This window comes from Priestia sp. YIM B13489 (genome assembly GCF_042787645.1).
GTDB lineage: Bacteria > Bacillota > Bacilli > Bacillales > Bacillaceae_H > Priestia > Priestia megaterium.
Map to the genome: position 1 here is coordinate 2,002,018 of NZ_JBHZOQ010000053.1, position 12,866 is coordinate 2,014,883.

Annotated in this window: 13 protein-coding genes and 1 riboswitch; of the genes, 7 read left to right on the plus strand and 6 right to left on the minus strand. The window is 39.5% G+C overall.

Annotated elements, in window-relative coordinates; all coding sequences use genetic code 11:
- Positions 1-5 precede the first annotated feature (5 nt).
- Positions 6-1,595 (minus strand): phosphoenolpyruvate carboxykinase (ATP), encoded by a 1,590-nt coding sequence (gene pckA, locus ACFX4W_RS16030; protein WP_028411848.1) that lies wholly within the window; start codon positions 1,593-1,595, stop codon positions 6-8.
- 374 nt (positions 1,596-1,969) lie between these two features.
- Positions 1,970-2,087: riboswitch (SAM riboswitch) on the plus strand.
- Between the two features lie 132 nt (positions 2,088-2,219).
- Here pckA and metK point away from each other — a divergent pair.
- Positions 2,220-3,422 carry a methionine adenosyltransferase gene (gene metK / locus ACFX4W_RS16035; RefSeq protein ID WP_013059536.1) on the plus strand — a complete coding sequence of 401 codons (1,203 nt, stop codon included), beginning with the start codon at positions 2,220-2,222 and terminating at the stop codon, positions 3,420-3,422.
- Positions 3,423-3,454: 32 nt separating this feature from the next.
- On the opposite strand, the gene ACFX4W_RS16040 is transcribed toward metK, so the two are convergent.
- From ACFX4W_RS16040 to ACFX4W_RS16050, 3 genes are all read right to left on the minus strand, one after another.
- The gene (locus ACFX4W_RS16040; RefSeq protein WP_098524606.1) at positions 3,455-4,600 is read right to left on the minus strand and encodes a glycosyltransferase family 4 protein; all 1,146 of its coding nucleotides are present in this window, start codon (positions 4,598-4,600) and stop codon (positions 3,455-3,457) included.
- An 18-nt stretch (positions 4,601-4,618) separates the two neighbouring features.
- On the minus strand, positions 4,619-5,143 hold the full coding sequence (locus ACFX4W_RS16045) for a phosphatase PAP2 family protein (protein WP_014457968.1): 525 nt from the start codon (positions 5,141-5,143) through the stop codon (positions 4,619-4,621).
- 191 nt (positions 5,144-5,334) lie between these two features.
- A complete protein-coding gene (locus ACFX4W_RS16050; RefSeq protein WP_377559776.1) occupies positions 5,335-5,862 on the minus strand; it encodes a gamma carbonic anhydrase in 528 nt (175 codons plus the stop codon).
- 107 nt (positions 5,863-5,969) lie between these two features.
- Between ACFX4W_RS16050 and ACFX4W_RS16055 the strand changes: the two genes are divergently transcribed.
- A complete protein-coding gene (locus ACFX4W_RS16055; protein WP_013059532.1) occupies positions 5,970-6,746 on the plus strand; it encodes an alpha/beta fold hydrolase in 777 nt (258 codons plus the stop codon).
- Positions 6,747-6,777: 31 nt separating this feature from the next.
- The gene (locus ACFX4W_RS16060) at positions 6,778-7,836 is read left to right on the plus strand and encodes a tetraprenyl-beta-curcumene synthase family protein (RefSeq protein ID WP_013059531.1); all 1,059 of its coding nucleotides are present in this window, start codon (positions 6,778-6,780) and stop codon (positions 7,834-7,836) included.
- A 12-nt stretch (positions 7,837-7,848) separates the two neighbouring features.
- Here the strand turns inward: ACFX4W_RS16060 and mnmM are convergent, their stop codons facing one another.
- Positions 7,849-8,418, minus strand: a complete 570-nt coding sequence (mnmM, locus tag ACFX4W_RS16065) for a tRNA 5-(aminomethyl)-2-thiouridylate-methyltransferase MnmM (protein WP_043975906.1) — start codon at positions 8,416-8,418, stop codon at positions 7,849-7,851.
- Positions 8,415-9,377 (minus strand): tRNA modification radical SAM protein MnmL/YtqA, encoded by a 963-nt coding sequence (gene mnmL / locus ACFX4W_RS16070; protein WP_043975908.1) that lies wholly within the window; start codon positions 9,375-9,377, stop codon positions 8,415-8,417. Before mnmL ends, mnmM begins: the two co-directional genes overlap by 4 nt.
- A 169-nt stretch (positions 9,378-9,546) precedes the next feature.
- On the opposite strand from mnmL, the gene ACFX4W_RS16075 reads away from it, so the two are divergent.
- The 4 genes from ACFX4W_RS16075 (at position 9,547) to ACFX4W_RS16090 (ending at position 12,803) form a co-directional block, all read left to right on the plus strand.
- On the plus strand, positions 9,547-9,810 hold the full coding sequence (locus tag ACFX4W_RS16075) for a YtzC family protein (protein WP_013059528.1): 264 nt from the start codon (positions 9,547-9,549) through the stop codon (positions 9,808-9,810).
- Between the two features lie 12 nt (positions 9,811-9,822).
- On the plus strand, positions 9,823-9,978 hold the full coding sequence (locus ACFX4W_RS16080) for a hypothetical protein (RefSeq protein WP_013059527.1): 156 nt from the start codon (positions 9,823-9,825) through the stop codon (positions 9,976-9,978).
- Positions 9,979-10,136: 158 nt separating this feature from the next.
- Complete coding sequence (locus ACFX4W_RS16085) at positions 10,137-11,324, plus strand: MDR family MFS transporter (RefSeq protein WP_029319939.1); 1,188 nt, start codon at positions 10,137-10,139, stop codon at positions 11,322-11,324.
- Positions 11,325-11,480: 156 nt separating this feature from the next.
- Positions 11,481-12,803, plus strand: a complete 1,323-nt coding sequence (locus ACFX4W_RS16090; RefSeq protein WP_050688647.1) for a GntP family permease — start codon at positions 11,481-11,483, stop codon at positions 12,801-12,803.
- The last annotated feature ends 63 nt before the right edge of the window (positions 12,804-12,866 follow it).

Sequence of the window (12,866 nt, forward strand, 5' to 3'; positions counted from 1 at the left end):
TTTTATTAGACCCTAGGTCCGCCTAATGTTGAAATGTCAGATGCTACATCGTTAAAACGCTTGAAATTAGCTTTGAATTTAGCAGCAAGCTCAGTTGCCTTTTGATTATAAGCTGTTGCATCGTTCCATGCTTTAGAAGGCTGAAGCACTTCATCAGGAACGCCCGGAACATGAGTTGGAATCGATAAACCAAAAATAGCGTCTGTTACTGTTTCGGTATTAGCTAGTTCTCCTTCAAGGGCTGCTTGAACCATAGCTCGAGTGTAACTTAACTTCATTCGTTCTCCCACGCCGTATTCACCGCCGGTCCATCCAGTATTTACAAGGTAGACATTTACATTATGTTCATCGATTTTCTTTCCTAGCATTTCTGCATAAGTTGTTGGAGCAAGAGGTAAGAAAGGCTCACCAAAGCATGTAGAGAAAGTAGCCTGTGGCGATGTTACGCCGCGCTCTGTTCCAGCTAACTTACTAGTGTATCCGCTCAGAAAATGGTACATCGCTTGTTCTTTTGTAAGCTTGCTGATTGGAGGCAAGACGCCAAAAGCATCGGCAGTTAAAAAGACAATAGCTGTAGGGTGCCCAGCAACGCTTGGTAATACTGTATTATCAATAGAGTCAATTGAATAAGCGGCACGAGTATTCTCTGTTAAACTATTATCATTATAATCTGCTACTTTCGTATTTTGATTTAACACTACATTTTCCAGTACGGCGCCGAAGCGAATTGCATTGAAAATTTGCGGTTCTTTTTCTTCGGAAAGCTGAATGCACTTCGCGTAGCATCCTCCTTCAATATTAAATACACCAGAGCTTGACCAACCGTGCTCGTCATCTCCGATTAAACGACGGTTTGCATCAGCAGAAAGCGTTGTTTTACCCGTTCCAGATAAACCAAAGAATAATGCAACGTCACCTTCTTCTCCTACGTTAGCAGAACAGTGCATGGATAGAATATTGTTTTGAGGAAGCAAGAAGTTCATCACTGAGAAAATAGATTTTTTCATTTCACCAGCGTATTCAGTTCCTCCAATTAGCACAATACGTCGCTCTAACGAAAGAATAATGAAGGTTTCAGAGTTCGTCCCGTCTGTTTCAGGATCAGCTTTGAACGTTGGAGCTGCTACAATTGTAAACGGCTTCACATCATCATTTGTTTTTTGTTCGGCTGAAGGGCGAATGAATAACTGCTGAGCGAATAGGTTGTGCCATGCAAATTCATTAACTACTTGAATTGGTAACTGATACTTTTTATCAGCTCCAGCATATCCATTAAAAACAAAAAGTTCATCCTGCTTCTTTAAGTGAGTTAAGACTTTTTTGTATAGCGCATCGAATCGCTGAGCAGAAATTGGCTGATTGACAGGTCCCCATTCAACCGTTTTTGAAGACACAGCATCGCTTACAATAAATTTATCTAAAGGAGAGCGACCTGTATATTTTCCGGTTTCGACTGACACAGCACCTGTAGAAGTCAGCGTTCCTTCGCGTCGAGCTAGAATTTTTTCAACAAGTTGTGGAACAGATAATTGGTGTTTTGTTGTTTTTAATTGAAGCAAACCATTTAATTCGATAGACATATCAACAGTACTCATGTGCACTACCTTCCTTTTTTAGCTATTATTTATTCATTAATGTTTGAAATTTATAATTAGTATAACACATTTATTTAATTATTCTATACTATTTAACTAAAAATGTTTGTGTATTATAAAAAAATGTACGTTATACCTATTTTAGACACATGTATATGTGCTAGGAGCGAAAAAAGTGAAGCTGTTTTAAGTGAAATCCTCATTTTGATCTGTCTTATTAACTAAACTTAGTGATGATTCTTAATAAGGTGTACTATTTCGTAATTTGAGTATGTTACATTAAAACAGATTCAAACATAAAGAGATGATTTCCATTTGAATGTTGTTGACAGTGAAGCGCTTTTTCATGTATTATATGTCCTTGAACGGATACTCTCTTATCCCGAGCTGGTGGAGGGACAGGCCCTATGAAACCCAGCAACCATCGTCATTTTTTTGTGTAGACGATAAGGTGCTAACCTGATGCAAGGGCACAACCTTGATCGATAAGAGTGAAAGGCTTATGTAGAATTTGATACCTTTCCTCGATACAAGGAAAGGTTTTTTTATATTTTTTAACGTGTAATGAAAATAAGGGAATGAGTACCGTATCACAATGTATCGTATTTATAAGGAGGAAAACTGATGTCAACACAACGTCGTCTGTTCACGTCAGAATCTGTTACAGAGGGACATCCCGATAAAATTTGTGACCAAATTTCTGACTCAATTCTTGATGCTATCCTAGCAAAGGATCCAAATGCTCGTGTTGCTTGTGAAACAAGCGTAACAACTGGTTTAGTTTTAGTAAGTGGTGAAATTACAACTTCTACTTACGTGGATATTCCTAAAACAGTTCGTGAAACAATTAAAGGAATTGGCTATACTCGTGCAAAATACGGATTTGATGCTGAAACTTGTGCAGTATTAACATCTATCGACGAGCAGTCAGCTGATATCGCTGCTGGTGTAGACCAAGCGTTAGAAGCACGTGAAGGTCAAATGTCAGATGAAGAAATCGAAGCAATCGGAGCTGGAGACCAAGGGTTAATGTTTGGTTATGCATGTAATGAAACAAAAGAATTAATGCCTCTTCCAATTTCATTAGCTCATAAACTTGCTCGCCGTCTAACAGAAGTACGTAAAGAAGAAATTCTTCCTTACCTTCGCCCGGATGGTAAAACACAAGTAACAGTTGAATATGATGAAAACAACAAACCTGTTCGCATCGATACAATTGTTATTTCAACTCAGCATCACCCAGAAGTAACGTTAGAGCAAATTCAACGTAACTTAAAAGAATATGTTATTAATCCAGTTGTTCCAAACGAGTTAATTGATGAAAATACAAAGTATTTCATTAACCCAACAGGACGTTTCGTAATCGGCGGTCCTCAAGGAGATGCTGGTTTAACTGGTCGTAAAATTATTGTTGATACTTACGGCGGATATGCTCGTCACGGCGGCGGTGCATTCTCTGGTAAGGACGCAACAAAAGTAGACCGTTCAGCAGCTTATGCAGCTCGTTATGTTGCGAAAAACATTGTAGCAGCTGATCTTGCTGATAAATGTGAAGTACAACTAGCATATGCAATTGGTGTTGCACAACCAGTATCTATTTCAATTGATACATTCGGTACAGGAAAAGTTTCTGAAGAAGTACTAGTAGACGTAGTACGCAAAAACTTTGACCTACGTCCAGCAGGCATCATTAAAATGCTTGATTTACGTCGCCCAATTTATAAGCAAACAGCAGCTTACGGCCACTTTGGTCGTACGGACGTGGAGCTTCCTTGGGAGTTCACAGACAAAGCGGAAGCATTAAAAACTCAAGCTTTAGCTAAATAATAAAAAAATCTCCGTGAAAACGGAGATTTTTTTTATGCCCATTGAATACCTGCAGCAGATTTTTCTACGACAACTTCATATTCTGAAAGCAAATGCTGAAAAATGGCGTCCCATGATTGAGTAAGAGCGTATTGCCTCGCTGCATGGCCAAAGTGAAGCCGCTGATGCAAATCATCGAGTAAATCTGTAATAGCCGAACTGAATTCTTCTAAGGAGTGAGGTTTGCAAAGGTAGCCGTTTCGCCCGTGCTGAACCATCTGTTTAACTCCTCCTGCATTTGCTGCCACTACAGGAGTTCCAGAAGCAAGAGACTCCAGTACAACATTTCCGAAGGTTTCTGTTTCTGAAGGAAAAACAAACAAATCAGATGATGAATAGATATGAGCAAGTTGCTTACCTTCAAGGAAGCCTGTAAATGTCATATGCTCAGATGCTTGCTGGTGCATTTGTTCTTTTAAAGGGCCGTCTCCTACAATAACCCAGTGAATTTGATGCCGGATATGATCCGGTAGAGATCGTGCGATTTTTATTAAAAAATCAGCGTTCTTTTCTTTAGCTAATCTTCCTACATACGTTAAAATGTAGGGCTTTTTAATATTATATTTAATACGAATATCAAAGCGGTCATAGTGGGGATGAAATAATTTATGATTTACTCCTCGCGACCAAATAGCTACGTTGTGAAACCCTTGTTCTTCTAGCTGCTGTTTGGTCACTTCAGAGGGAGCGAATATTTTTTGTACAGGTTTATAAAACCATTTCATATATTTTTGTAGTGGTACACGCATTTTTTCAAGTTCATAGTGAGATAAATAATCATCAAAATTGGTATGATAAGAGCCGACAAGAGGAACACCTAATCTTTTCCCGTAATAGGAGCCGCAAAGCCCCATTGTAAAAGGAGTGGCCAAATGAATAATAGAAGGATTGAATTCCTGCAGCTGCTTTTTAATTTTTAGAACGTTTGGCAATGAAAAGCGGCTGTTTGGATAAAGAAAAAACGGCATGCTGGGCGAACGGTGAACATACGTTGAAAATGACTGATCATGAGCAAATTCAGGAGCAAATACCTGGATGGGAATTTGCTTTGATTTGACGTACTGAGTAAATTGATAAAGTGTTTTAGCAGCTCCGTTAACTTCTGGAGCAAATGTATCCGTAAATAAAGCAATTCTCATTAGTACTCCTCCTATCAATTAAGTTAAAAATATGTTCAGTGAAACAGCACCTGAAAAGATGCCCAGTATCAGGCCTACCATGACATCCGTCGGATAGTGCAGACCGAGATAAATTCTTGAAATCCCTACCGTTACTGCAAGAGGCAAAAGAACAGCAGCGAAGGCTGGATAAACAATCATAAGAGGGGTAACCAACGAAAAAATAGCTGTTGTATGCCCAGATGGAAATGAATGATCTTTTAATGGATTTTCTAATACTTTTGTATGTTTTAATTGAATATAAGGTCGTTTTCTCGGATATAGTTTTTTAGCAATGGCGACAGGAATATGACTAACGGCTAGAGAAAACGCACAAGCGTAAGCGACGGATGAAGGATGAAGAAATAACAGCAAGCACGCTATCACAATGGTAAACGTGGCTCCGCCGGCGTGAGTGAGTAAACGTAAAAATCTATTTAAGTGCTTTCGATCAAAATGTTGGTTTACGCTTTTGAATAATCGGCATTCGGCATCGTATACATACTGAATTAACTTGGCTTTCATAGAGTCGCTCCCTTTTCAATAAATACGTCTTTATTATTCAGTTTAATCTTTAATTGTGGAGGCAGTACTAAAACGATGTAAATTAATATGGAAATTTCTTTACAATTGTGGAGAGAATAGAACATGATTGGAGAGTTTGTGGAGATACTAAAAAAATTCCCTCAGTATGACTTTCTGAGGGAACGTTTCCTTTATAATGAAGAATCAGATTTCTTAATAGACTTATAATACTGCCCTTTTTCTACATATTCTGTACGAATGCGCTGCATATCTTTTAAATCCTCTTCTGTCAGAGTGCGGATCACTTTAGCAGGTCGGCCGAGTGCGAGAGTATTAGGCGGTATTTTTTTACCGGGAGGCACTAAGCTTCCAGCACCTATAACAGCACCTTCACCAATTTCCGCACCGTCTAAAATAATAGAACCCATGCCAATGAGCGCGCGTTTGCGGATGATGGAGCTATGTAAAATAACTTGATGTCCTACTGTTACATCATCCTCAATAAGCAAAGGAGCATTTGGGCTTTGATGGAGTGTTGATTGATCTTGTATATTTACTCGTTTACCAATAATCGTAGGTGAAACATCTCCCCTAATAACAGTGTTAAACCAAATGCTGCTTTCTTCACCAATGGTGACATCTCCAGTAATCGTGACATAGTCTGCGATGAAGCAGCTGGGTGCAATGGTAGGCATTTTTTCTTTATACGGATAAATCATCAAATCATCTCCCTTTATTAGTTGAAAAAAAGTAGTAAATCTTCTAATGTAAGTGTACAAAGGTTTTTTAAGCAGGTAAACAAAAAAAGGAAGAAGGAGTAACTCAAATGCATAAATGGGAAGCAGTAAATCCAAAAGGCGTTATTGTCATGGTCCATGGAGCAGCGGAGCATCACGGACGCTATCGCTGGCTGATTGAGATGTGGCGTTCGGTTGGAATGCACGTAATTATGGGAGACCTTCCTGGCCAAGGCTTAACAACAAGAAGAAGAGGACATATCCTATCCTTTGATGAATATGTGTATGAAGTGGAAGAATGGGTACGTGAAGCGCAAAAATATGATTTGCCTATTTTCCTGTTAGGTCACAGTATGGGAGGACTAGCGGTTATTCGTACGCTCCAGACAAAAAACCTCCCTATATGGGGTGCGATTCTTTCCTCTCCTTGTTTAGGATTAAAAGAGCAAGTACCGGCTTATTTAGATATGCTATCTAAAGGGTTAAATAAAGTCATGCCGAACAAACTTTTTGATTTAGGTCTCACTGTTGAAAAAGCAACAAGAAACCAAGAAGTTCGAGATGAAGATGAAAATGACTCACTGTATGTTACAAAAGTTTCTGTAAGATGGTACCGGGAATTGATCCAAGCTGTCAACTTAGCTTTTAAAGATATCGATCGTTTGCCTGATGTCCCGCTTCTTGTGATGCAGGCAGGAGAAGATAAAATTATTGAAAAGCTGATTGTTAGGCAGTGGTTTGATGAAATAGAGCTAAGTGAAAAAATCTACAAAGAATGGTCTCAGCTGTATCACGAAATCTTTAATGAGCCTGAAAGAGAATACGTTTTTACATATGCGAAAAGTTTTGTCGATCTTCACATTTAATAAGTGCGGTAAGAAATTGAGGTGAAAATAAATGAAGATTCCGTCTCATCCTATTTCATTAATGAGAAAAATTTATCGAGAAGTGTTTCCTGTCGTTCATCATGAGCTTAATCATTGGCGTGAACGAGCAAAAGAGATTCCTAATAAAGAATTGCGTACTCAAGCATTGGCAAGTATCGATACAAAAACTTTTCATTGTGAAGGAGGCGGTATCCTATCGATTTTAGCGAAAGAAAACATGATTGAATGCGTGAAATTTATTGTTGCCTATCAAACAATCAGCGATTACTTAGATAACTTATGTGACCGCAGCAATTCGCTAGACCCTAAAGATTTTGCCGCCTTGCATGAATCGATGCCAGATGCGTTGACTCCTCATGCACCTCTTGGAGATTACTATCGTTTTCGAGCGGATAAAGACGACGGAGGATACTTAGCCGGACTTGTCCAGACTTGTCAGCAGTCCTTGCGAAAAGCTTGTAATTACCATATAGTCTCTTCACATTTATTAGAACTAGCTAATTATTATTGTGATTTGCAAATACATAAGCATGTTGAAATCAAGGAAAGAGTTCCACGATTAGAGAATTGGTTCGATGCTCACCGGCACAGTGTTCCTGAAATGGAGTGGTATGAATTTTCAGCGTGCTCTGGTTCAACGTTAGGAATTTTTTGTTTAGTTGCCTATAGCTTTCAAGAAGAGATGACCGAAGAAATGACGCAGAAAATAAAAGCAGGATATTTTCCTTATATTCAAGGCTTACATATTTTACTCGATTATTTAATTGACCAAGAAGAAGATAAAGCAGGAGGAGATTTGAACTTTTGTTTTTATTATCCTCATTATCAGCAAATGATGGATCGCTTTTTGCATTTTGTCGTAAAAGCGGACGAATATGCTAAAAAACTGCCGGATTATCACTTTCACTGCTTTATCTATAAAGGACTCTTGGGCGTTTATTTGTCGGATCAAAAAGTGCGGGCACAAAAACATGTTCATGTGAATGCACGTAGGTTAATAAAAGCGGGGGGAGCCCTCAGCTACTTTTTCTATATCAACGGACGCTTGTACCGAATGTTAAAAAGATAAGCCATATGCGGCTTATCTTTTTTCAATAGCAATGATGAAGGGAGGGTTGTTTTGCTGATTCATGAAACGATATTGTAAAACGTGAACGTCTTTTTGATCAAGATTTTGGACATGCGTTAGTAAATCGTCTCTTTCTTGTTTCCCTTGTTCGTGTCCATGATAAATAACGAGCACAATCACTCCTTCAGGTGCTAGCAAATCAAGTAACTGCTCAATTGCAGAGATTGTTGTTTCAGAAGTGGTGACAATGTCTTTATCTCCACCTGGTAAATAACCTAAATTAAAGACAGCGCCCGTGACTCGTCCTTTAATAGAACGAGGAAGCATGTTTATATTGCTGTGGCTTTCTTGGATAAGTGTTACTCTGTTTTCTACATGGTATTCTGTCAATCGCTGTTGAGTTGCTTGAATGGCTTGAGGTTGAATATCAAATCCATATACATGACCTGTGTCTCCGACTAAGTTAGCTAAGAACAATGTATCATGTCCATTTCCTGCTGTGGCATCAATCGCGACATCTCCTTGGGCCACAGCATTAGTGAGCAATGTGCGGGCAAAAGGCAGGATACGTTCTATTTTCATCTTTCCATCAACTCTTTTTCGTAATATTTTCCTTGATAGCTTTGACGACGTTGAAGCTCTTGATCAATGGCATTTAATACGCTCCACTTATTTACGCTCCACATCGGTCCAACCATGAGGTCTATCGGTCCATCGCCTGTAATACGATGAACAATCATCTCAGGAGGGATTACTTCGAGCTGATCGCATACAAGCTTTACGTATTCTTCAAATGAAAGAAATTCAACAAGGCCCTTTTCATACTGTTTGACCATAGGAGTTCCTTTTAGTAAATGAAGCAGATGAATCTTGATTCCTTGAACGTCTAATTTTGCTACTTCACGTACGGTTTCCATCATCATATCAGGTGTTTCTAAAGGCAAACCATTAATGATGTGAGAACAAACGCGAATACCGTGTTTTCGAAGCTTTGCTACTCCATCTACATAGCATTGATGATCGTGTGCCCGGTTAATAAGCAGTGAAGTTCGTTCATGAACAGTTTGCAGTCCAAGTTCTACCCATAGATAAGTTCGTTCATTTAATTCAGCCAAGTATTCCACCACATCGTCGGGGAGACAGTCAGGGCGCGTGGCGATAGAAAGCCCAACAACTCCGGGAAGCTTTAAGACGGCTTCATATTTTTCACGAAGCTCCTCGACAGGAGCATGAGTATTAGTAAATGCTTGAAAGTAAGCAACGTATTTTCCGTCTTTCCACTTATGATGCATTTTTTCACGGATTTCATTAAATTGTGTCACGAGGTCATCCGCTCTGTTTCCGGCAAAATCCCCTGAGCCGGCAGCACTGCAAAACGTACAGCCGCCGTGAGCTACCGTGCCGTCTCTGTTTGGACAATCAAATCCTCCATCTAAGGCTACTTTAAATACCTTATGGCCAAAGTGGTTACGTAAGTGGTAATTCCAGGTGTGATAACGTTTGTTTTCAGATTTATACGGAAATGGGTTTGTCTGACTCAAATCAGCAACCTCCTTTTTACATGCAATATACATCAACAAATTGTATCAAAAACGTGAAAAAGTGCCAAACAAATTTAAGGATGCTTATATTTAACAGGTTCTTCTTGTCGTAAAGAGAAGTAAAGTTGCGCAAAATAAGACAGAAATGAACGAATAGGAGGAATAGAGAATGACAACTCGTCAAGCAGTGGATCAACTTATGCAACAGTGTGAAGATGCTATTCGCTTTGGTCAAGGCCAGTTGCAGGAAGGCATGAAGCAAGAACATTATAACGACACTGAGTATACAAAAGCACAGGAAAAATTAGAAAATGCTTATAAAGAAATTGAAGAGTTTTCTCACAGTGCAAATGCACAGCAGAGAGAGCAGCTATATCGCATGCGCCTGCAAGTTCAGCAGCTGCAAAATAAATTGATCACAACTCAGCATTAAGGAGAGGATTTTATGGCAACGCGTTCAAATCAAAATAATCCGGAACAAAAAACAAAAAACGGGATCAACAGCAATGACATTGAGCTAGGAAAAGATTTTGATCCGGTAAAAGAATTAAAAGCACGAAACAGCAAGCGTGCACAGCCGGTTCGTTCGAAGCAAAAGTAAGCGATAAAAAGGTGGTTTTGCATGATATTGTCATGTGAAATCACCTTTTTAAATAGTCAGCGAATTTTAAATAAATTGTCTATATGTAAAAGCATTGCGAACCCTTTAAGAAAAGACTAGAATGTACGTTGGCATTCGAATAGATAGGGGGGAGATCAATGCCTAAATCACTTTGGTTTTTGATTATTGGTATGCTTGTAAACGTAACGGGAGCTTCATTTTTATGGCCTCTCAATACAATTTATATAAATGAACATTTAGGAAAGTCGTTGTCCGTCGCAGGAGTGGTTCTTATGCTGAATTCTGCTGCAAGCGTAGTAGGAAATTTGCTTGGAGGAACGCTTTTTGACAAAATCGGAGGATATAAATCCATTTTATCAGGAATTATTATTACTCTTATTGCATTAGTGGGACTCGTGTTTTTCCATGGTTGGCCTACATACGTTGTTCTCTTGGTTGTTGTAGGGTTTGGATCTGGTATTGTGTTTCCATCTATGTATGCAATGGCAGGGTCCGTTTGGCCACAGGGCGGAAGAAAAGCATTTAATGCGATGTACGTTGCTCAAAATGCAGGAGTAGCTATTGGCGCCGCGGTAGGAGGCATTGTAGCGTCTTATTCATTTACGTATATTTTCTTAGCTAATACAATTTTATACGTTATTTTTCTGCTTATTGCTATTTTTTCATATCGCCATATTTCGGTTACAGTTGGGCAAACGAATGTCCTTAATGAAGCTGGGAGCATTGGGCATAAAACGAAGCTGACTGCTCTTCTTATTTTATGTACGGGGTATGTCTTATGCTGGGTGGCGTATGTTCAGTGGCAAACAACGATTGCTACGCATACGCGTGAGCTGAATATACCTCTTTCTAGCTACAGTTTGCTTTGGACGATTAACGGGATTTTAATTGTAGTCGGTCAGCCTTTGATTGTACCCATCATTCAAAAAGTAGCAAAAACATTAAAAGTACAAGTCCTAATTGGAACGGTTATTTTTGTGGCTTCTTTTGTTATCGTGGTGAATGCTACAACATTTCCGCAGTTCTTAACAGCCATGGTTGTGTTGACAATTGGAGAAATGTTCGTTTGGCCAGCCATTCCAGCTGTTGCAAGTCAATTGGCACCATCTGGAAAAGAAGGATTTTATCAAGGTGTAGTTAACAGCATGGCTACTGCAGGTAAAATGATTGGTCCTCTCTTTGGAGGCGTTATTTTCGATGCGTTTAATATGTCTACGCTGTGCTATTTATTAATTGGGCTATTGCTATTCAGCATGTGTACAACATGGATATACGATTATAAATTAAAAGAAAAACGTCAGCGTTCGTTAACCATCTCTAAATAAATAGAGATGGTTTTATTTTTGACTGCTTAATAAACGTAGGAATGTCTTCAGTATTCCTTTAATAATATAGTAAGGGTCGTGACAAGCAAAGGAAGGAGTATATACCTGTAAACATGTAAGCGTTTTCTAATTATATGACTTCATGGGGGGCTAAACATGCTTAGTATGATTGGATTAATTGGAGGATTATTGCTGCTCATTGTATTAACGATGAGAGGCATGAATTTATTTATAGCAGGTCCGCTCAGTGCTTTAGTTGTTGCGTTAACAAGCGGAATGCCTTTATTTCCACAGCTGGTGAAAGAAGGGGAAGCAAATTTTGTTGGAAATTACATGTCTGGTTTCACAGGATTTATTGCTTCTTGGTATTTAATGTTTCTATTGGGCGCCGTCTTTGGAAAAGTGATGGAAGACAGCGGGGCTGCTGATAGTGTTTCCCGCTGGATTGTCAGTAAACTAGGAATGAAAAGAGCAGTGTTGGCGATTGTACTTGCCTGTGCGGTCTTGACATACGGAGGAGTCAGTTTGTTTGTAGTAGCATTCTCTGTCTATCCAATGGCTTTGAGCTTATTCAAACAAGCCGATTTGCCGAGGCGGTTTATTCCTGCTGCTTTAGCATTTGGTTCGGTTACGTTTACGATGACCTCGGCTGGGTCGCCTGAAATCCAAAACTGGATTCCAATTGAATATTTGAAGACGAGTCCGTATGCAGGATGGGAAGTTAGTTTAGTTGTAGCAGTAGTGATGGCTGTATTCGGCTACTGGTGGTTAAAGCGCTTGATTTCAAAAGCAGTTAAAAATGGAGAGCGTTTTATATCACGCGAGAAAGATCCAGTAGTAACGGAAAATCAGTCTCTTCCTAATCCTTTATTAAGTTTGCTTCCGCTTGTGGTCGTGCTCATTATTTCTTTTGCACTTCATAAGCCACTTCAGCAATCTGCGCTGATTGTCGCACTTTTAAGCGGGATCATTGTCACTTATATTGTGAACCGAAAGCATTTTAAAGGATTTTGGAATGCAGCTTCAGAAGGAACGCTGGGTGCGTTAATTGCTATTGGGAATACAGCCGCTGTCGTAGGTTTTGGAGGAGTTGCTAAGGCTGTTCCCGCGTTTGGAGTGGCTGTAGATGCCATGACGCATATTCCAGGAAGTCCGTTGATCGGAGGAGCTATTGCCGTGAGTGTTATCGCGGGGATGACAGGTTCGGCTTCAGGAGGTCAGGCGATTGCTTTGCCAATTTTAGCACCTCACTATCTAGATGCTGGTGTAAATCCAGAAGCTCTCCATCGCGTAGTAGCTATTTCCTCTGGAGTACTAGATTCCTTGCCTCATAATGGTTATGTCGTAACAACCATTAATTCTATTTGCGGAGAAACTCATAAAGATGCGTATGGATCAGTTGCAGCAATGACGGTGATTGTGCCGCTTGTTGGTCTTGTACTTGCGATCATCCTGTTTTCTTTTGGATTTGGCATTTAATAATAGCAGCTAAAGAAAGCAGGGGCTGGGATAAAAGTATTTTAGTTGAAGGAAGATCCGAAC

Coding starts and splice junctions, on each gene's coding strand:
- pckA (WP_028411848.1), bottom strand. CDS start 1,595: ATGAGTACTGTTGATATGTCTATCGAATTAAATGGTTTGCTTCAATTA.
- metK (WP_013059536.1), top strand. CDS start 2,220: ATGTCAACACAACGTCGTCTGTTCACGTCAGAATCTGTTACAGAGGGA.
- ACFX4W_RS16040 (WP_098524606.1), bottom strand. CDS start 4,600: ATGAGAATTGCTTTATTTACGGATACATTTGCTCCAGAAGTTAACGGA.
- ACFX4W_RS16045 (WP_014457968.1), bottom strand. CDS start 5,143: ATGAAAGCCAAGTTAATTCAGTATGTATACGATGCCGAATGCCGATTA.
- ACFX4W_RS16050 (WP_377559776.1), bottom strand. CDS start 5,862: ATGATTTATCCGTATAAAGAAAAAATGCCTACCATTGCACCCAGCTGC.
- ACFX4W_RS16055 (WP_013059532.1), top strand. CDS start 5,970: ATGCATAAATGGGAAGCAGTAAATCCAAAAGGCGTTATTGTCATGGTC.
- ACFX4W_RS16060 (WP_013059531.1), top strand. CDS start 6,778: ATGAAGATTCCGTCTCATCCTATTTCATTAATGAGAAAAATTTATCGA.
- mnmM (WP_043975906.1), bottom strand. CDS start 8,418: ATGAAAATAGAACGTATCCTGCCTTTTGCCCGCACATTGCTCACTAAT.
- ACFX4W_RS16075 (WP_013059528.1), top strand. CDS start 9,547: ATGACAACTCGTCAAGCAGTGGATCAACTTATGCAACAGTGTGAAGAT.
- ACFX4W_RS16080 (WP_013059527.1), top strand. CDS start 9,823: ATGGCAACGCGTTCAAATCAAAATAATCCGGAACAAAAAACAAAAAAC.
- ACFX4W_RS16085 (WP_029319939.1), top strand. CDS start 10,137: ATGCCTAAATCACTTTGGTTTTTGATTATTGGTATGCTTGTAAACGTA.
- ACFX4W_RS16090 (WP_050688647.1), top strand. CDS start 11,481: ATGCTTAGTATGATTGGATTAATTGGAGGATTATTGCTGCTCATTGTA.